This is a genomic window from Thiothrix sp. (assembly GCF_028714775.1).
Lineage (GTDB): Bacteria > Pseudomonadota > Gammaproteobacteria > Thiotrichales > Thiotrichaceae > Thiothrix.
The window spans coordinates 64502-81687 of the sequence record NZ_JAQTLS010000020.1 but is presented as its reverse complement, the minus strand read 5'-3'; the positions used below and the strand labels follow the sequence as shown (position 1 = coordinate 81687).

Annotated in this window: 21 protein-coding genes; 13 read left to right on the top strand and 8 right to left on the bottom strand. The window is 55.6% G+C overall.

Going from position 1 to position 17186, the window contains the following annotated elements:
* Nucleotides 1-99: 99 nt before the first annotated feature.
* Both PHE17_RS16830 and PHE17_RS16825 read right to left on the bottom strand, forming a co-directional pair.
* Nucleotides 100-522 carry a hypothetical protein gene (locus PHE17_RS16830; RefSeq protein WP_301017063.1) on the bottom strand — a complete coding sequence of 141 codons (423 nt, stop codon included), beginning with the start codon at nt 520-522 and terminating at the stop codon, nt 100-102.
* Nucleotides 523-534: 12 nt separating this feature from the next.
* Nucleotides 535-789 (bottom strand): hypothetical protein, encoded by a 255-nt coding sequence (locus PHE17_RS16825; RefSeq protein WP_301017062.1) that lies wholly within the window; start codon nt 787-789, stop codon nt 535-537.
* A gap of 160 nt (nt 790-949) precedes the next feature.
* Here PHE17_RS16825 and PHE17_RS16820 point away from each other — a divergent pair, with 160 nt between their 5' ends.
* Both PHE17_RS16820 and PHE17_RS16815 read left to right on the top strand, forming a co-directional pair.
* Complete coding sequence (locus PHE17_RS16820; RefSeq protein ID WP_301017061.1) at nt 950-1333, top strand: type II toxin-antitoxin system RelE/ParE family toxin; 384 nt, start codon at nt 950-952, stop codon at nt 1331-1333.
* Nucleotides 1314-1649, top strand: coding sequence for a helix-turn-helix transcriptional regulator (locus tag PHE17_RS16815; protein ID WP_301017060.1), 336 nt, complete (start codon nt 1314-1316; stop codon nt 1647-1649). The genes PHE17_RS16820 and PHE17_RS16815 overlap by 20 nt, the downstream gene beginning before the upstream one ends.
* Nucleotides 1650-1758: 109 nt before the next feature.
* Here PHE17_RS16815 and PHE17_RS16810 read toward each other — a convergent pair whose 3' ends face one another.
* Nucleotides 1759-2151 (bottom strand): hypothetical protein, encoded by a 393-nt coding sequence (locus PHE17_RS16810; RefSeq protein ID WP_301017059.1) that lies wholly within the window; start codon nt 2149-2151, stop codon nt 1759-1761.
* Nucleotides 2152-2156: 5 nt separating this feature from the next.
* Nucleotides 2157-2519: a helix-turn-helix transcriptional regulator gene (locus PHE17_RS16805; RefSeq protein WP_301017058.1), complete on the bottom strand. Its 363-nt coding sequence runs from the start codon at nt 2517-2519 to the stop codon at nt 2157-2159.
* Nucleotides 2520-2594: 75 nt separating this feature from the next.
* Here PHE17_RS16805 and PHE17_RS16800 point away from each other — a divergent pair, with 75 nt between their 5' ends.
* The 10 genes from PHE17_RS16800 to PHE17_RS16755 all read left to right on the top strand — a co-directional run bounded on the left by PHE17_RS16800 (nt 2595) and on the right by PHE17_RS16755 (nt 7763).
* Entirely contained in the window at nt 2595-2846 is a 252-nt protein-coding gene (locus tag PHE17_RS16800; protein ID WP_301017057.1) for a hypothetical protein, read from the top strand.
* On the top strand, nt 2839-2997 hold the full coding sequence (locus tag PHE17_RS16795; RefSeq protein ID WP_301016978.1) for a hypothetical protein: 159 nt from the start codon (nt 2839-2841) through the stop codon (nt 2995-2997). Before PHE17_RS16800 ends, PHE17_RS16795 begins: the two co-directional genes overlap by 8 nt.
* The gene (locus PHE17_RS16790) at nt 2994-3143 is read left to right on the top strand and encodes a hypothetical protein (protein ID WP_301016979.1); all 150 of its coding nucleotides are present in this window, start codon (nt 2994-2996) and stop codon (nt 3141-3143) included. Before PHE17_RS16795 ends, PHE17_RS16790 begins: the two co-directional genes overlap by 4 nt.
* A gap of 152 nt (nt 3144-3295) precedes the next feature.
* Nucleotides 3296-3646: a hypothetical protein gene (locus PHE17_RS16785; protein WP_301017056.1), complete on the top strand. Its 351-nt coding sequence runs from the start codon at nt 3296-3298 to the stop codon at nt 3644-3646.
* A gap of 14 nt (nt 3647-3660) precedes the next feature.
* Nucleotides 3661-3888, top strand: a complete 228-nt coding sequence (locus PHE17_RS16780) for a hypothetical protein (RefSeq protein ID WP_301017055.1) — start codon at nt 3661-3663, stop codon at nt 3886-3888.
* 4 nt (nt 3889-3892) lie between these two features.
* The gene (locus PHE17_RS16775) at nt 3893-4891 is read left to right on the top strand and encodes a hypothetical protein (protein WP_301017054.1); all 999 of its coding nucleotides are present in this window, start codon (nt 3893-3895) and stop codon (nt 4889-4891) included.
* Between the two features lie 3 nt (nt 4892-4894).
* On the top strand, nt 4895-5170 hold the full coding sequence (locus PHE17_RS16770; RefSeq protein ID WP_301017053.1) for a hypothetical protein: 276 nt from the start codon (nt 4895-4897) through the stop codon (nt 5168-5170).
* A 2-nt stretch (nt 5171-5172) separates the two neighbouring features.
* A complete protein-coding gene (locus PHE17_RS16765; RefSeq protein WP_301015228.1) occupies nt 5173-5421 on the top strand; it encodes a hypothetical protein in 249 nt (82 codons plus the stop codon).
* Between the two features lie 4 nt (nt 5422-5425).
* On the top strand, nt 5426-6370 hold the full coding sequence (locus tag PHE17_RS16760; protein ID WP_301015229.1) for a transglycosylase SLT domain-containing protein: 945 nt from the start codon (nt 5426-5428) through the stop codon (nt 6368-6370).
* Between the two features lie 37 nt (nt 6371-6407).
* Nucleotides 6408-7763 carry a hypothetical protein gene (locus PHE17_RS16755; protein WP_301017052.1) on the top strand — a complete coding sequence of 452 codons (1356 nt, stop codon included), beginning with the start codon at nt 6408-6410 and terminating at the stop codon, nt 7761-7763.
* A 306-nt stretch (nt 7764-8069) separates the two neighbouring features.
* Here PHE17_RS16755 and htpX read toward each other — a convergent pair whose 3' ends face one another.
* The gene (gene htpX, locus PHE17_RS16750; protein WP_301017051.1) at nt 8070-8957 is read right to left on the bottom strand and encodes a protease HtpX; all 888 of its coding nucleotides are present in this window, start codon (nt 8955-8957) and stop codon (nt 8070-8072) included.
* A 73-nt stretch (nt 8958-9030) separates the two neighbouring features.
* Nucleotides 9031-11268 (bottom strand): DNA topoisomerase IV subunit A, encoded by a 2238-nt coding sequence (gene parC, locus PHE17_RS16745; protein ID WP_301017050.1) that lies wholly within the window; start codon nt 11266-11268, stop codon nt 9031-9033.
* A gap of 191 nt (nt 11269-11459) precedes the next feature.
* Between parC and PHE17_RS16740 the strand changes: the two genes are divergently transcribed.
* Nucleotides 11460-11786, top strand: a complete 327-nt coding sequence (locus tag PHE17_RS16740) for a hypothetical protein (protein WP_301017049.1) — start codon at nt 11460-11462, stop codon at nt 11784-11786.
* Nucleotides 11787-12005: 219 nt separating this feature from the next.
* On the opposite strand, the gene PHE17_RS16735 is transcribed toward PHE17_RS16740, so the two are convergent.
* Entirely contained in the window at nt 12006-15755 is a 3750-nt protein-coding gene (locus PHE17_RS16735; RefSeq protein ID WP_301017048.1) for a hypothetical protein, read from the bottom strand.
* A complete protein-coding gene (locus tag PHE17_RS16730; protein ID WP_301017047.1) occupies nt 15752-17170 on the bottom strand; it encodes a toll/interleukin-1 receptor domain-containing protein in 1419 nt (472 codons plus the stop codon). The genes PHE17_RS16735 and PHE17_RS16730 overlap by 4 nt, the downstream gene beginning before the upstream one ends.
* Nucleotides 17171-17186 lie beyond the last annotated feature (16 nt).

Here is a 17186-nt window from a genome sequence, read left to right as displayed (position 1 = left end):
GTTCCAAAGATTGCTGCCATGCCTGCCGTAGCCTGCGGGCGGCAGCAAGGTGTTGGCGGTGGATTTCTGCCAACGGTGCTTTGTGGTGGTTTGCTTGGCTCATTCCCCAACCCCCACGCCAATGGCGATGCCGATTTCATCCAGCTTTGCCACCACCGCCATCGGGTGGTTCAATGCTGCGCAGTAACCTTCACGTTCTGGGTCGGTGTCACGTTCCCAGTGTGCTTCCCAGCCATCCTCACCCGCATCAAAGGTGTTGAACTGCCAACCATCGCCAATGGGTTGGTAAAAGTTGGCTACCTCAAAGTCTGGCATTTCATGCTCATCATCTTCCCGGTATCCCTCGAATGCAGATTCTGCATACCGAGGCAGCAACTTGGTGCTACAGGTAAAACGGCCTGCCTGCCCCCACTGCCAAGCCATGCATTGGCTACCGCAGCAGTTCCCTTGGTGGGGCTGTTGGGTGAGGTGGCAGAGCTTTTGCCCTGCTGCCGCTTCAGTGCGTGTGGTGATCCTGACCATGGTGCTCTCCTGTTATTGGTGTTTTTGGAAATATGCCCGTGCCTCCGGGCTTTCCCACTCGCTGGGGAGTGGCTTACGGCTCCAGCCGCGCAGTTCCTCGTTGCCATCGCTGTACAGTGCATACAGGTCAACCTTCACACCTGCGGGTGCTGCGTCAGCTTCTGCTGTCCACTCGATCCCCGCTTGGGCAGCAGTGCCGGATGGTTTTTTGACTTCGACCCCATCCTTGCGGATGGAGAATCCTGTTATGGTGGGTGTCCCTGCCATGTCTGCTGCTCCTGTTCAAATGTGTGTTGTTGTGGTGATTGTTATGCGATTGAATATAAAAGGCAAGCGATTGTATGGATTATTTTGATGAAATTGCTTTTGGGCAACGCCTACGGGAAGTGCGGATTGTTTTGTATACCAGTAAAGGTATAATCACCGAATGGAAGATCAGTACATAGAAAAACCCCTTGAGTGGGTAGGCAGTAGCTACAAAGACCTGATGGCCTTACCTAAGGATGTGCGCAGCTTTTTCGGCTTTGCATTGGGGATGGCGCAAGCTGGAGAAAAGCATGATGACGCAAAAGTACTCAGAGGCTTTGGTGGGGCAGGTGTTCTTGAGGTAGTTGAAAATGATGAGGCTGGAACTTACCGAGCCGTTTACACCGTCAAGTTCGAGGAAGCCGTATTTGTCCTACATGCCTTCCAAAAAAAGAGTAAGCACGGGATAGCAACCCCTAAAGAAGACATTGAAATTATTCGCCATCGTTTGAAAGTGGCTGAAATAATGGCACAGGAGATGAGAAATGAAAAAACGGGTCATTGATGGTATTGAGGTATTACAAGGGTCAGGCAATGTTTATGCCGATCTTGGCTTACCTAATGCTGAAAAACACAAGGTCAGGGCTGATCTGGCTATCCAGATCATCAAAGCTATGCGCCGTCTCGGCCTGACACAACAGGATGCGGCAAAACGTATGGGACTTACCCAGCCCAAAGTTTCTGACCTGATGCGTGGTAATTTTACCAACCTGTCAGAACGGAAACTGATGGGCTGCCTCAACCGGCTGGGTTATGACATTGAGATAACTGTCAAGCCTGCTGCATCCCAATTTGGGCATCTTGTGGTGGCTGCTGCCTAAAAACAACCCACCCAAGCGGTAAACGTTCCACTACCAGAAATGTTGACACTGGCATCGGAGTGTCAGGCTCAGAGCCATAATGGCTAGAATATATTTGACATACTGTTCATCACATCCCGCAACGGTCAAGACGAATGGTGAAACTCACCACAATGCTATTCTTGAGCATGATCTGGTACTCTGATGCTATCTTCATACCCTTATCCAGATACGCCCTATCATCATCAATCTTGCAGGATTCCATCAGGTTACTAAGTGCCTCGCTGGTTATTACCTCAATATCCGGTTTTTCCACCTTCACTTTACCCACTATCGTCTGTTTCGCAGTGTCACCTTTGCAAACGATCTTGTTGTAAGAAAAATTCACCGATCCATCATGGCTTGGAAACTCAACAGGAAGCCGACTTTTTTGATGATCACAGTAGTCGGAAATATCTTGATCAGCTTGAACGGATGGAAACATCAACACCGCCAGCAACATAATCGACAACAATGCTTTCATAGTCACTATCTCCCCTTCTCAATATTCGTAAGTTGAACTGCTGCTGCTAAGGTTGCAACACTTTGGATAATCGCTTTATGTTCAGATTTTCGATATTTGTCCAGCAATAATGCTTCATCAGGCTCAACTTTAAGTTGAGCTACTTCACTAACTTGAGCATTCTGCGGAAGCAGTAAGCGATTCGGGTTCACTCCAAACATCGTTGCCACGTCGTATAAAAATCCCACAGATGGTATCCGCTCACCGGATTCGTATTTGGATACAGTTAATGGAGTCACTCCTAGTTTTTTTGCGAACTCTGCCCTAGACATCCCCCCCCGCACTTCCCGTAGGCGTTGCCCAAAAGCAATTTCATCAAAAGAATCCATACAATCGCTTGCCTTTTATATTCAATTGCATAACAATCACCACAACAACACACATTTGAACAGGAGAACGCTGCAATGGATACAGAGATTCCCGCCCAAACCCTACGCACCCCCGCTGAGGTGCTTGCTTGGTTCCGCATCAACGGGATCAACATTTCTGCGTGGTGCCGAGAAAACGGGTTCAGCATCCATGTGGTAAACACGCTGCTGTACAAAAACCAACCCGGCAAGTGGGGGCAGGCACACCTAGCGGCAATCGCATTAGGGATGAGAGCCGCACCAGAACAAGCCCCACAACCAGCACCAGCGGGCGAAACCAATGAATAATGCTACCACAACCCACCAAAACTACACCCCATTTTTGGCGCTGGCACAGGCGTTTAGCATTTCTGAGGCAGAACTACGGGAATCGCTCCTGCGCTGCATCCGTTTCCTGCCATCCCGTTTCCGGCTGATGCTGGCAGGAGGCAAGCCATGAAAACCAACGGCCAAAAACAACAAGCGTCACGCCTTGTGGCACTGACCAAGGAACAACACCAACTTGAACGCAAGCTGGTCAAGCTGAAACGGCAAGGGGCTGGCACTGGGGACAAGGGCAGCAAACCCAAAGGGGGCAAGACATGAAGCACTCCCCAGCACAGCACCCGCCCTGACCAAACAACCCATTAACTGACTGACTTTTCCCAAGAACAAAGGCTGAAAAACAGCCTGACGGGCAAGTTTTGCCTTTCACAAATGAAACGTACCAATAACAGACACAAGAAATAGGTAAGCACATGAACAAACGTACAACAGGGGACAAGATCGCGGACACATTGGCAGCAGCAACCTTGGCGGTGTGCCTCTTGGCAATCGCCTTCGGTGCTGGCAGGGCGGAAGCCGCAGAAGCTAACACCGGCACGGTGAACTTGGCGGCAACACTCAAGGATGCACCCGCTTTCCAGAAGGTGAGTTGGGTTGTGGTGAGGGATGGTGACACGGTGAAGACCAGCCACTCCCACAGCCTGAGCCTTGATTTGATGCCGGGAAATTACGAAGCACGGCTGGAATGCAACGGTAACAACCGCAGCCGCAGCTTTACCGTCAGCGTAGGCAGCAACAACAGCTTTGTGCTTGCCTGCGATTAGCTAGAGGAATGGACATGGGAACGAAACTGGAACTGATTTTTACCTCCCTGCTGCTTTTGGCAGGGGCTACCCAAGCAGGGGAGCAAGAACCACTGGCAACAGAAAGTACCCCGTGGGGTGCTTATGTGGAAACCGATAGCGGCAATGATGCCAACCCTTACCAACAAGCGGTGCTGGCGTGCGGGGATCAAGAACCCGCAGCACTGCAAGCCTGCATTACCCGTTACCTTGAAGGAGAGTGACACCATGAACACAAAAAACCACACCCCAGCCCAGCCACGGGCAACCACGCCCCAGCCGCGTGCCGCCACGGGTACGGGTGCTGCCGGGGCAAAACTGAAAACGTTCGGGACATTCGCCGCTGGTGGCTTGGCAAGTGCAGTCATCACCACGGCACTCCTGCACGGTTGGGGAGTATTGGGCAGCAATGGCCTGAACCCGTTTGGGGATGGCGGCAAGTCCGGTTACAAAGATACCGATGCCAAAACAGGCATTGCCCGCAAAGCGGGGCTTACTGTCAGGCCAGCACCTGCCATTGGGCAAGGGCAAGGCATGGATGGGCTGGCGTCAGCCCCCGTGGTGATGCTGGCAAGGATGCCCACCCCACCCGTGGCACAAGCAAGCACGGTTGGGACGAATGTTGGCTTTGTACAAACCGTGCGCCAAACATGGCAAGCCCCACGGCAAGTGCTTGCCAGCGGTGCGGCACTCCCACAAGCCGCTGCGGTTGCCACTGTTGCCACCACCAAACCAGCGGCACGCACGGGCAGCAAACCCGTAGCGGCAAGTGCTGCCCGTGTTGCGGGCGGCGGTACTGCTGCGCATGGTGGCACGGCATCAGGCGGCAACTGGGTCGCAGTACTGATGCCGGGTGATGCCAAGACCGCACCTTCCCCCTATTACTATGAATACACCGCCAAAAAAGGCGGCAAGCCCCACGGGGTGACGCAACAGAAAACAACCCTGCCTGCGGCAAGCGGCAATAACTGGGTGGCATCACTGATGGGCAACCAACCCGTCAAACGGACAGCCGGACGGGCTTCCCCCTACCAGACGACCAGCACAGCACTCGGCTCCGCTGCTGGCGTGGGTGGCGACCGCCTGACAGGTGGCGGGGCGGATGCCGTGTGGGCGAAAGGGGATATTGAGGTCGGGGCAAAGAAAGACCCGCATAAGAGCAGGATCAGTGTCTGTACTGAGGAGCGGGGAATGGTTTCCGGTTGCATTGTTGGTGAGGAGTTTTAACCGATGAAAAGCACGATGAACCAAACGGCAGTCAACCGGACGGTGTACTGGGTGGCTAAAGCCTTTGCAGTCATGATGTTGGCGGCTTACCTTGCGGCCTTGGGCATGGCGTTACATGCCTATGGGGCAGGTGATAAAAATGGGGCGCTGCTGTGGGCAGTGCTCATGCTGTTGCCCTTGGCGCTGTTGTGGCTGGCATCCGTGCTTGCCGCACCCTTCATCCGTGATATGGATCGGGGTATGGATGCCGCCAAAACCGCACCAACGGTGGGGGGCTGACCATGCAAAATGCGCTTTCTGGACTTTTCACCCCGTTCTTGGGCTTGGTGCGCCTCACTAACTTGCTGTTGGCCTTGGGGGTGGCAGGCATTGCCGCCAATACGCTGATGGGTGACAGGACGCTGCATTTCCGTGCCACCTTGAGCCATAACGACACATTCTACGGTTGGGCATTGGCATGGTTGGCAGTGTCGCTGTTGGTACAGGCGCTGGGCTGGTGCTGCACCAGCCGGCAAGGCAAACGGGGCTAGCGGCATGTGGCGCTTATTGACCATTGCGGTGTCGGGGTCGTTGCTGGCGGTGCAAAACGCCAGCCCGGATTTTGCCGCTGTGCTGGCACGGCATGTCCAGAACACCCAGACCGCCTTCGCACAGGATGATGCGCAGTACTTTTCCGACAAGGCTGATGTTGCGGCGGCTGTTACTACGGCTTTTGTGCTGTCCGCCGCTGATGCGGTGTCGTTTGCGGACTTTGCCCAAGAACTTGGGGACATCCGGGCTGACCAAGAAGCGGATGCCAGCACGGCAAGCCCGCAGGCAGCGCCCAAAATCACCCCGGTGATGATCCGTGACAACCTGCAAGGCAAGGGGCGGATCATTGCGGCGGCGGAATCGGCAGGGCGGCAAACCAATTTGCCACCCAGTTACATGGCAGCAATGGCGGTGATTGAGTCCAGCATCAACCCATCAGCACGCCGCTGCCAACGCAATGGGTGCGACGGGGCGGTGGGGCTGTACCAGTTTGTGGGTGATACCGGGCGCAGGTATGGCTTAGTGACGGGCGGCGCAGACCACCGTACCAATGCTGCCGCCTCCATCCGTGCTGCTGCCCTATTGGCACGCGACAACCGCGCCGCGCTAGTGCGGGCAGGCATCCCGATCACGGGTGCAAACCTTTACATGGCGCACCAGCAAGGCAGTGATGGTGCTATTGCCACGTACCGCCTTGCGCACGGCATGGGGCTACGGGCTGGACGGGGATTGATGCACAACATTGGCAACAACTTGCCGGGCAACATCCGCAGGCAATACTTCAATGGCCTGCCCAACGGCAAGCACAAGTTTTGGGTGCTGAAACCGGGTGTCAGTGCAACACAGGCCGCCACGGCGTTTTACCGCCATTGGGATGCCAACTATGCCCGCTTTGAGGCGGCAGTGAACCGGACGTTTGCCGGGCAATTACGCGAGGTGTGGGCATGAGCACCAACCAACAACAGATAACCGGAGGCCAACCATCATGAACATGGTTGCTGTTTTTGACGAAATCATCCGCCGCAAGCCCGCCGCATCTGAGTGGCTGGCATGGGCTTGCCTGATGCGCCAAACCTTATGCTTTGGCAAGGCAGAGGATGACCTTGCCGACTCACGCTTGGAAAAGCTGGCTGGCTTACGCCGTGACCATGCCCGTGCAGCCGTGCGCAAGGTCGTTGGCATGGGGCTGTTCGAGAATGCCGGGCAAGGCAAATACGGCACGGTATACCGTATCCCTGAACGCTTTTTGGATGGCAGCAGCTATATCGGTTTCAATGCCAACATGGGGGCAAGTGAAACCGATGCTTACGCTGAAATCACCGTAGACAAAACAGACGAAGCTGGAACAGTTGCACCAGAATACGGGGAGGCTTACCAGCACTTGCTGGAAACTAACCGGATGTTGGTTGAAGCTAACCAAGTTTTGGTAAACACCAACCAAAGCTTGGTGGAAACCAACCGTATCTTGGTCAATGCCTTACCAACCCTTGGTGGGCAACTTACCAAAACTGGGTCAAATGCTTACCAAGAGTTGGTAACAGACAGTAATAAACCTAAACATAACAAAACCACTACAACCCTACCCCCTGACAGTTGGGGAGAAGCCGAAGACGCGCAGGAGCGTTGGCCTGAACACTGGGGGCAGGCAGGGCAAGGGCTTGATGGTTTTCAGGCTTGGGGGGAATACGCAGCAATGGCAGCACCGCAACCGGCAGAGGGACAGCCAATACCTGCAAGCCAAACCAAAACCAGCGGGATCACCGCCGAGGCCCTGCAATACCCCGCAGGCTTGTCAGCGGCAGAACGGGCAAAAGCACCGGGAAAACTGGACGGGCTGCACCCCCAGATTGCGCAGGAGGTGCTGGACGCGCTGGCATGGAAGATGGCGGACGGAAGCGTAAAAACCCCTATAGGCTTGTTGGTGTACATGGCAAACAAGGCACGTGAGGGCACATTTGACCGCACCCCTGCATTGGAATGGCGTAAGCGGCAGCAGATGGCACAAGCCAAGCAGGAGGGCCTTACGCTGGTGGAATTGAACAACTTGGCAATTGATATTAAGGAAACCCAACGGCTACACAGGGAAAGTGGGCATGAGGTGTTTTTTAAGCAGGCTGAGACGATGAAAGCCACGTATTTCCAGAAACTGGAAGTGTACAAGTCCGCGCAAACTGCACTGGCGGTGACTAACTTGAAAAACACCGTAACCGCTAACCCGTTCCATCAGCCGCAACACACTGTGGTGGCAGTACCATTTGCAGCCATTGGTAATGTTCGCGCTTGCGTGCTACCCAGAAATGTTTCCCTTGTTCCAAAATATCGAGCACCTCAAGGTTCATGATCGTTTTCATCCTGTGGATCATAAACAGGTTCCATCAGCCCGTCAGGCTCATTTTGTACTGGAATCACGCATCCGCTTCAGGCTCATTTTATGTTGGAGAAGGCGGTATTGAGACATACAAAGAAAAAGAGGCTAGAATACCCCCCAGATAATACAGCAGGAAAAGCGGTAGCATATCAGTAGCATGGAGTGGAATTGGCATTTAGAAATGAGTCGGGCGATAACATCCCAACCCATTGTATTTATGAATTATAATCTAAATTCCTTCACTAGGACTTGATCCTAGAGTCAGGGGATTATAAAGGTTTAGCGGGCGTTTTCCAGCGCGGCGATACGTTCTTCCAGCGGTGGGTGGGTCATGAAAATTTTACGCAAGCCTGTCCCCAAGCCACCCGCGATACCGAAAGCAGCCATTTCGCCCGGCAGGTCGTTGACCGCGTGGGCATTTTGCAGGCGCTTCAGTGCGTTAATCATTTTCTGGCGGCCTGCCAAATCAGCCCCAGCGATGTCCGCTTTAAATTCACGGTAACGGGAGAACCACATGACGATGGCAGTAGCAACAAAGCCCAAGAAGATTTCCGCGATCATTGAGCCGATGTAATAACCCCAGCCCACACCGCTGCTTTCTTCATCAGAATTACGGAAGAAGTTATCAATTGCCAAACCGATCAGGCGGGCAAAGATAATCACGAAGGTGTTCAGTACGCCTTGCAGCAGGGTCTGCGTCACCATGTCGCCGTTGGCAACGTGACCAATTTCATGCCCCAGTACCGCTTCCACTTCGTCAGCAGTCATGTTGTTGAGCAAGCCTTGGCTCACCGCCACCAAGGCATTGTTGCGGTTTGCGCCCGTGGCAAACGCATTGGGGTCGGGGGAATAGAAAATGCCGACTTCTGGCATCCCAATCCCGGACTTTTCGGCTTGGCGACGCACGGTTTCGACTAACCAGCGTTCTTGTGCGGTGCGTGGGGTTTCAATGATTTCCACGCCCATGCTGCGTTTCGCCATCCATTTGGACATCAGCAAGCTGATAAAAGAGCCGCCAAAACCAAAGATGACCGCCATCACCAAAATGCCGCCCATGCTGCCTTGGCTCATATTGATGCCAAACACTGCACCGACGATGTTCATCGTCACATACAGCAAGGCCATCACTGCAAAGTTGGTCAGTGCCAACATAATAATCCGCATCATTACCCTTTACCTCTATCGGTCGTTGTATGCCCGAATATTAGGTTGATTCCCCCGAGAATCAAGCATTTCCCTATTAATTTCCGTTAATTTCCAGACCAGTGACGTTCTGGTAGCCCTTGGGGAGCAACTTGCCGCGCTTACCGCGTTCGCTGCGGTATTCATCCAGCGCACTGCCTTTGAGGGCTTTGAATTGCTTGCCCGCTTGGATGATCAGTTGCCCACCTGCTGGTAAAATTGTAGCAAACAGCAAGTGTTCGTCGGCAATGCCAAGCCCGCCTTTTTTCAGGCTGAGCAGTTTGTTGCCCTTACCTTTGGAGAGTACTGGCAAATCCTGCAAGTTGATCAGCAGCAAGCAACCGGAAGATGACACCAGCGCCAGCGCGTCGCGTTCCACATCCGTCACCAGCAGCGGCGGCAGGATGCCTACCCCATCACCAGCCGTCAGGGTAACTTTGCCCGCTTTCACGCGGCTTTGCATGTCCGCGAGGGAACACAGGAAACCGTAACCTTCCGCCGATGCCAGCACGTACTGGTCGCTATCCTTACCCATCAGCGCGTGTTGGAATTGCGCCCCGGCAGGCGGGGACAGTTTGCCGGTGAGCGGTTCGCCCTGCCCGCGTGCCGACGGCAAACCATTGGCAGGCAAGGAATAGGTGCGCCCGGTGCTGTCGAGCAACACCACTTGCTGGTTGGAACGCCCGCGAGCCGAGGTGAGGAAATCATCACCCTGTTTATAACTCAAGCTGGTCGGGTCAATGTCATGGCCTTTGGCGGCACGAATCCAGCCCATTTTCGACACCACCACCGTCACGGGTTCGGAAGGCGTCAGCGCGGTCTCGTCCAGCACTTGCGCGGCGGCACGTTCCTTGAGCGGGGAACGGCGGTCGTCGCCGTAGAGTTTGGCGTCCTCCTTCAGCTCTTTACGGATCAGGTTGGTCAATTTCTTGTCGGAACCGAGCAAGGACAGCAGCTCTTCCTTCTCTTTCTGCAAGGCGTCCTGTTCGCCCCGGATTTTCATTTCTTCCAGCCGCGCGAGTTGGCGCAACTTGGTGTCGAGGATGTAATCGGCTTGGATTTCGCTCAGGTCGAAACGTTTCATCAGCACCTTTTTCGGGTCATCTTCGGTGCGGATGATGTGGATCACTTCGTCGAGGTTGAGGAACGCCACCAGCAAACCTTCCAACAGGTGCAGGCGTTTTTCGACCTTATCCAAACGCCATTGCAGGCGGCGCGTGACGGTTTGGCGGCGGAAGGTCAGCCATTCGGTGAGGATGTGCAGCAAGCCTTTGACTTGCGGGCGTCCATTGAGGCCGATCATGTTCATGTTGACGCGGTAACTGCGCTCCAGATCGGTGCTGGCGAACAGGTGCGACATCAGCATGTCCACATCCACGCGGTTGGAACGTGGCACGATCACCAGACGCACGGGCTGTTCGTGGTCGGATTCGTCACGCAGGTCTTCCACCAGTGGCAGCTTTTTCGCCTGCATTTGCGCGGCAATCTGTTCCAAAATCTTGCTGCCCGACACTTGGTACGGCAAGGCGGTGATCACGATGTCGCCGTCTTCCACCTCGTAACGCGCCCGCATTCGGAATGTGCCATTGCCCTTTTCGTAAAGGCTGAGGAAATCCGCCGCTGGGGTAATGATTTCCGCTTCCGTGGGGAAATCCGGCGCGGGGATGAATTGGCACATATCTGCCAAGGTTGCAGCCGGGTGGTCGAGCAGGTGCAGGCAAGCATTCACCACTTCGCGCAGGTTGTGCGGCGGAATGTCGGTTGCCATGCCGACCGCGATGCCAGTTGCGCCATTCAGCAGCACATTGGGCAAGCGGGCGGGGAGGATGGTCGGCTCTTCCAGCGTGCCGTCGAAGTTAGGTTGCCAATCGACCGTGCCTTGCCCCAATTCCTGCAACAGCACTTTGGCGTAGGCGGTCAAGCGCGATTCGGTGTAACGCATCGCCGCGAACGATTTCGGGTCGTCTTGCGAACCCCAGTTGCCTTGCCCATCCACCAGCGTGTAGCGGTAAGAAAACGGCTGTGCCATCAGCACCATCGCTTCGTAGCAGGCCGAGTCGCCGTGTGGGTGGAATTTACCGAGCACGTCACCGACGGTACGCGCCGATTTCTTGTGCTTGGAAAGCGACGACAGGCCGAGTTCCGACATCGCGTAAACGATGCGCCGCTGCACGGGCTTGAGGCCGTCGCCGAGGTGCGGCAGGGCGCGGTCGAGAATGACGTACATGGAATAGTCGAGGTACGCCTTCTCGGTGTATTCCTGCAAGGGGAGGGTTTCGATGCCTTCGTAGTTCATGCAAATCCTTGTTCTTTTTGGATAGCTGGGATGGGGGGTATTGTATACAGGCTGGAGGGAGAAGAAACCCCTCCCGGCCTCCCCTTGTCAGGGGAGGAGGAAGAAAATCCCCCTCGCCACGCATCCATGTAAAACTTTGACAAAGATTCGCACCACGCTATGATAAACCTAACGGACAAAGGATTTAGGCAATGGCAACACTACACATATCACTCTCCGACACGCTCAAGGATTTTGTGCAAACCCAAGTTGATCTGCGCGGTTTTTCCAACGCCAGCGATTATGTGCGCACGTTGATCCGGGAAGCCCTTGAGAAGCAAAAGCTCTCTGAGGCGGAAAGGGTCATACAGAAAATGGAGAAACTGAAAGCAGCTTACCCGGAACTGGATTCGGTGGAAAACCGCCGCAAGCTGCTGGACGACATGGTTAGGGAATCAGCAGACACCACAGAGGAAGAAGAAGAACAAATCATGCAAACCGCCATTGCCGAAATCAAAGCGTACCGACAAGGCAACTGATGAAATCCTCCCTTGATTACGGGAAACATGCAGGATTTCCCCGACTCCCCTTACGGCATCACCCAAGCCATCAAACCCGCCGATTTTTTGCGGTTGGTGGCTTAGCGGGAAGAAAATCCCCCTCAATCCCCCTTTTTCAAAGGGGGAAGCCCTCCAGCACTGCCATGCTTAACTGGAGGGTACTCCCCTTTGCAAAAGGGGAGACAGAGGGGATTTCTCTTAATAATCAATCTTCCCCAAATTATACAACACCAGCTTCCCCGACGTGAGCGGCACGGCAATCCAGCAACCCGTCGGCGTACAACGGAAGTCGAAGTCCCAGTAGGGTGGGCCAGATGTTATTTCTACAGGCAAACGCAAACGGAACAGTTCGCTTTGCGTGTCCAAATCCCACACACGTAAATCACTGCTCAGCGTTGCCAGTTGGCGGCTGTCCGGGCTGAAAATGGCTTTGTACACCGTCTGTTCATGCCCGTTCAGACGCAGGGGTGTGCCAGTGCCGCTGGCGGGGTAGATGCTAACGGTCTGTTCACGCCCCACGCTGGCGAGCGTAGTACCGTCCGGGCTGAGGCTTGCCCAGAGAAGTGCATCGTTTGCCGTAGCAAGGGTTTTCGCTGTCGGTGGTTGGGTGGTCAAATCCCAGAGTTTGAGTTTGAAATCGTGATTGCCTGAACTCAGCAAATGTTTACCAGACGGGTCAAAACTGACAGATTCCACGTAACCCTCATGCGCTTCCAACAACTGCGGTTTCCCCTCACCCACCAGATCAAACAAGCCGATATGTCCGTCATAGCTGGCGGTGGCGAGTTGGGAATCGTCGGGGGAGAAGGCGACGGCATGGACAACATCCTTATGCTCACTCAAGGTCTTTTCCAGTTGCAGGGAAAAACCGTCACCCTCATGGACTGACCAGACTTTGACAACACCATCCATCCCGGCTGAAGCAAGGCGTGAACCGTCACTATTGAAAGCTAAGCGTTTAACAGCCGATGAGTGAACATCTGCAATTTCTTGAAGTAGGTCGGGCTTCAGCCCGACATCAGGCAGAGCATAACTTATCAAACTGCCATCATCAAAACCAACAACAGCAAACTTCCCATTTGGGCTAATCGCAACCGGATTAGGTTCACCCGGCAAATCAACCAACCATTGCCCCGGCAACTCCCCACCCCAGCGTTTCACCGTGCCATCATTGCTGGCACTGTACAGCAGCACGCTTGCTTGCTCCTGCCACAATGCCAAACCCGACACTGCCGCCGTATGCCCTTGCAGGATGCGCCGGGTAATGCCGGTTGCCACATCCCACAGGCGGATGGTGTTGTCGCTACTGGCAGAAGCCAGCAGCCCGTCAGGCAGGAATTGCAAGCCAAACACCATGTTCTGGTGGCCTTTGAGCCGCCGCAGTGCTTGCCCGCTGGCAGCATCCCACAGGATGATGCTCTGGTCGGCACTAGAACTTGCCAAGGTTTGCCCATCCGCGCTGAATGCCACCCCATCCACAGCATCATTATGCCCCGCCAACACCTGCAAACTGCTGCCTTTGCGCCAATCCCACAAACGCACGGTATTGTCATAAGACGCGCTGGCAAGCCGCTCCCCATCCGGGCTGAAAGCCAAACCACTTCTGTCAGCAATTACCTGGCTATGCCCTTCCAACACCCGCAACAACTTCGGCGAAGTGTCTTTCTCCTCCCCGCTTTCCCACAACCGAATCTTGCCATCATCATGCCCACTCGCCAGCACCTTGCCATCCGGGGTCAACGCCAGTACATACACCTTCGTACCTTCGACCTGCCACTGCTGCAACACCTTGGCGGCTTGCCCCGCCTGCGGCAATGCCCAGCGGATAATTTGCCCATCCTTACCGCCGGAAAACAGCCAAGGTTGGGTAGGGTGGAAAACAATATCCCACACATCATCGGCAGCGGGATCATGCCCCTCCAGCTTCTGCACCAGCTTGCCGCTCGCCCGCTCAAACAGTGCTACCGTGCCGCGCTCGCCGGAGGCTGCCAGCCAATGCCCGTCCGGGCTGATGGCAACATCGCCAGTCAATGGCGGCAAAGGCTTGTCGCCATCCTGCAAGGTGGCTTGCGCTGCCCCGCCCATAATGGCGGTATAGCCCGCCAGCAGGTCGCGGGCATGGCGGCGTGGCGCGGGGATGTCCGCATCCAGCGGGCGGGTGCTGTCCAGCTTGGTGGCAGTCGCCGCGAAATCTTCCACCTTGGTCAGCAGTGAGGCGTGGGTCAGGGTGGAATCAAACAGGCTCTCGGTACGTGCCTGCTCAGTCTTGCGCACCTGCACGGTCTGCTCCTCGGCACGGTTACGCTCAACCGCCCCCCACACCGCCAAGCCCGCCGCAATCAGCAAACCCACCAACGCCAACCCAAACCGCCGCCGCGCCTGCGTCAGTTCCGCCTTGCGCCGCGCTTCCTCTGCCTCGCGGACACGCTGCTCCTCCACTTCACTCTCACTGAGAAACTGCATCGCCAAGGCGAAATCACCCTCTTGCTCCCCCTCGCCCGCTACGCGGGAGAGGGGGCTGGGGGGTGAGGGCATCCCATACCGCCCCGCCCAAGCCTCATTCGGCTGCGTCTTCTCCCGCCACTCCCGCACCACAGCCAAATCCGTCCCGCGCCACAATTCGCCACGCCCACCCGCATGACGCTGCGCCCCCTCCAGCAGCCGCAAATACAGCGCCGCCTTGTCACCTTCCGCCGCCACCCAGCCTTGCAAGCGTTGCCACTGGCGGATCAGGCTTTCATGGCTAATATCCAGCACCGTGTCTGCCATCAACGCCACTTGCGGCGGCGGCATCAGGAAATTGCGCCCCGGCTGGCGGAACGTATCGACAATGCGCGTCAGTGTCGGCAAATCCGCCCCGGTCATGTCCAACAACGCCTGCACCTTGAGCGGACGGCGGATGTCCTGCCCATCCTTGCTGCGTTCAGTGAGGGCGCGGAACATCGCTTCAGCAACCGCCTGCCCGTCAGCATCCAGTTCCTGCCAAGCCTGTTCCGCGTGGTCATTCAACGCCCCGCGCAACCCCCTCAAACCCCGGTATTCATCGAGCGTGAGGATTTTATCCGCGTCGTTTTCCCACAGCCGCATCAGCGCGTGCTGCAACAGCGGCAACTGGTCAGGGTCATTACCCGCCTCATTCAACAGGTGGTTCGCCAGCGCGTCTTCCACCGCCCCGCCAAACAATTGCGCAGGCAAGCTGATGGCATCGCGCAACTGTTCCCGCGACAAACGCGGCGTGAGGTACAGGCCGTCGTTAATCGCCTCCGGCAAGCCGTGGAATTCCGCCGCCGCCCCCAAAAAGTCGGAACGCATGGTGATAACCACGTACACATCCGGGTGGGTGCAAGCCTCCAGCAACAGCGCGACGAAAGCCGCCGCCTGATTTTCCTCCTGCTCACGGAAGCGGAACATTTCCTCAAACTGGTCAACCAGCAGCAACAAGCGTGTGCCTGTGGGCAAGGGTGCATGGGTGAGGATTTCGTGCAGGCTGCGAGAGCCACGGCGTAATTCTGCCGCTAAAGAACCCTCACCCCCAACCCCTCTCCCAGAGGTAGAGGGGCGCAAGATAAGTGCCGTATTCTCTTTCTCCCCCTCTACCTCCGGGAGAGGGGGTCGGGGGGTGAGGGCATTCCAACTTCCCGCAAACACCTTGTCCGCCAACAACCCTTCCGCCAGCCGCACAAATGGCTGATCGCCGGGGCGCATTTCAGCAATCGCCCAGCGCGAACCGACTTCGCCCATGTACCCCTTTTCCAACCCCGGCAACAATCCGGCTTTCACCAGCGAGGATTTGCCGCTGCCGGAAGCGCCCAGCACGGCGAGGAAATGGTGTTGTTTAAGGCGCGTCAGCAGGTCATCGACTTGTTGCTGCCGCCCAAAGAAAATGCGTGATTCGTAGCGTTCAAACGCCCTCAAACCGGGGTATGGCTGGAGTTTAGGGCGGCTCATGCTTCCACCTCCGCCAGAAACTGTTCAAGGCAGTGTTCGTCAAAGTTGTTGTGGCAGATCAGCGGCAGTACACCGGGCGGAATGAAATACAGCTCCTCCGCGCCATCACCTTGGCAAATCAGGATCAACAGTTTGGTTTCACGTTGCAAGGTCTTCACCCGCGCCTCAGACAAGTAATCTTCCACCACATCAGCAGGTGCTTTTTGGTGCAGCACCAGCATCACATCACAGGACAAGTAACCACGTTCGATACTCTTGCGGATGCGCTCTGGCTCACCCTGATAACGCGGCAAAGCAATACCGTAACCTCTGGCTTTTAGTGCTTGCGCCACTTGGTAAGCCCGCTCGAAATCATCCTGACTGGCATGGACAAACACCATCTTTTCACCGTTCACTTTCGGCGTGTCATCCTCTGGCAATTTAGGTTTGGGCAGCACCGCATCGCGCACCATGCGGATAAAATCGGACAAAGGCGCAGCAATCACGGTTTTGCCTTCCAGCAATTTACGGTGTTCTTCCGGCACATGCCCGCCCGCGTAATCGAGCTTGGGGTCACGCCATTGCAGGATCGGCTTGCCCGCTGCTTCTGCGATGAAATGTTGGTTAAAGGGAACCCCCATCGTGTAATGGGCATCCAGCAATTGCACGAAATGCGAACACTGCGCCAAATTCGCATCCATGTTGTTATCCAGCACATTCCCGGCGGGCAAAGCCTCAATCCCAAACTGGCGCAATTCGCTGATCAGGTTGGCACGTTGGCTGTAAAGCGGATAATCCACGGGCGCGACATACACCGTGGCTTTGGGTGAAATGAGTGTGGCTGGGGTTGCGGCTTGCAGGGTTTTCAAGGTATTGGCGAGGTCATGCGACAAATCCACCAGCCGCTCGAAATAATCGCTGTCGCTGGCTTGCGGAACCGGATACCCCAATTGCCGCACGCGATCCTTTTCGGTTTGCCGCCAAAATGGGTAATTGAGCAAGTCCTGCATGATCACGGGCTTGTCTTCCTGCCGGAAGCGGTCAAGCTCAACCACGAAAATGCGCTTGGCAACATCCGCATGGGAGGAACGGAACATTTCCAGCTCACGCTGACACCATTCGGACGCCATCCAGCCGGGTGAAAACAGGATCAGCAGCGTTTCGGCTTCCGCCACCTGCTGTTCAATTTCCGGCGTGACTGCATCATTGCCGTGCAGGCAGAAATCCTTCCAGAAACTGTAATTGTCCTTACGCCCCAGCTTGCGGCTGAGTTCATTGCGCAAATGGGTGGTGAAATGCGTAATCCAACCCTTTTCCTGATTGGCAAAGGGCTGGTCATCGACATGGGCGAAGCTGAGGAAAATATCCGGCACGATTGGGGCTTCCTGTTGCGTGGATACTGAATTAATCAGCAATATAGCCTGAAACCCCAACATTGTTAAGGTTTTCTGC

Coding starts and splice junctions, on each gene's coding strand:
- PHE17_RS16830 (WP_301017063.1), bottom strand. CDS start 522: ATGGTCAGGATCACCACACGCACTGAAGCGGCAGCAGGGCAAAAGCTC.
- PHE17_RS16825 (WP_301017062.1), bottom strand. CDS start 789: ATGGCAGGGACACCCACCATAACAGGATTCTCCATCCGCAAGGATGGG.
- PHE17_RS16820 (WP_301017061.1), top strand. CDS start 950: ATGGAAGATCAGTACATAGAAAAACCCCTTGAGTGGGTAGGCAGTAGC.
- PHE17_RS16815 (WP_301017060.1), top strand. CDS start 1,314: ATGAAAAAACGGGTCATTGATGGTATTGAGGTATTACAAGGGTCAGGC.
- PHE17_RS16810 (WP_301017059.1), bottom strand. CDS start 2,151: ATGAAAGCATTGTTGTCGATTATGTTGCTGGCGGTGTTGATGTTTCCA.
- PHE17_RS16805 (WP_301017058.1), bottom strand. CDS start 2,519: ATGGATTCTTTTGATGAAATTGCTTTTGGGCAACGCCTACGGGAAGTG.
- PHE17_RS16800 (WP_301017057.1), top strand. CDS start 2,595: ATGGATACAGAGATTCCCGCCCAAACCCTACGCACCCCCGCTGAGGTG.
- PHE17_RS16795 (WP_301016978.1), top strand. CDS start 2,839: ATGAATAATGCTACCACAACCCACCAAAACTACACCCCATTTTTGGCG.
- PHE17_RS16790 (WP_301016979.1), top strand. CDS start 2,994: ATGAAAACCAACGGCCAAAAACAACAAGCGTCACGCCTTGTGGCACTG.
- PHE17_RS16785 (WP_301017056.1), top strand. CDS start 3,296: ATGAACAAACGTACAACAGGGGACAAGATCGCGGACACATTGGCAGCA.
- PHE17_RS16780 (WP_301017055.1), top strand. CDS start 3,661: ATGGGAACGAAACTGGAACTGATTTTTACCTCCCTGCTGCTTTTGGCA.
- PHE17_RS16775 (WP_301017054.1), top strand. CDS start 3,893: ATGAACACAAAAAACCACACCCCAGCCCAGCCACGGGCAACCACGCCC.
- PHE17_RS16770 (WP_301017053.1), top strand. CDS start 4,895: ATGAAAAGCACGATGAACCAAACGGCAGTCAACCGGACGGTGTACTGG.
- PHE17_RS16765 (WP_301015228.1), top strand. CDS start 5,173: ATGCAAAATGCGCTTTCTGGACTTTTCACCCCGTTCTTGGGCTTGGTG.
- PHE17_RS16760 (WP_301015229.1), top strand. CDS start 5,426: ATGTGGCGCTTATTGACCATTGCGGTGTCGGGGTCGTTGCTGGCGGTG.
- PHE17_RS16755 (WP_301017052.1), top strand. CDS start 6,408: ATGAACATGGTTGCTGTTTTTGACGAAATCATCCGCCGCAAGCCCGCC.
- htpX (WP_301017051.1), bottom strand. CDS start 8,957: ATGATGCGGATTATTATGTTGGCACTGACCAACTTTGCAGTGATGGCC.
- parC (WP_301017050.1), bottom strand. CDS start 11,268: ATGAACTACGAAGGCATCGAAACCCTCCCCTTGCAGGAATACACCGAG.
- PHE17_RS16740 (WP_301017049.1), top strand. CDS start 11,460: ATGGCAACACTACACATATCACTCTCCGACACGCTCAAGGATTTTGTG.
- PHE17_RS16735 (WP_301017048.1), bottom strand. CDS start 15,755: ATGAGCCGCCCTAAACTCCAGCCATACCCCGGTTTGAGGGCGTTTGAA.
- PHE17_RS16730 (WP_301017047.1), bottom strand. CDS start 17,170: ATGTTGGGGTTTCAGGCTATATTGCTGATTAATTCAGTATCCACGCAA.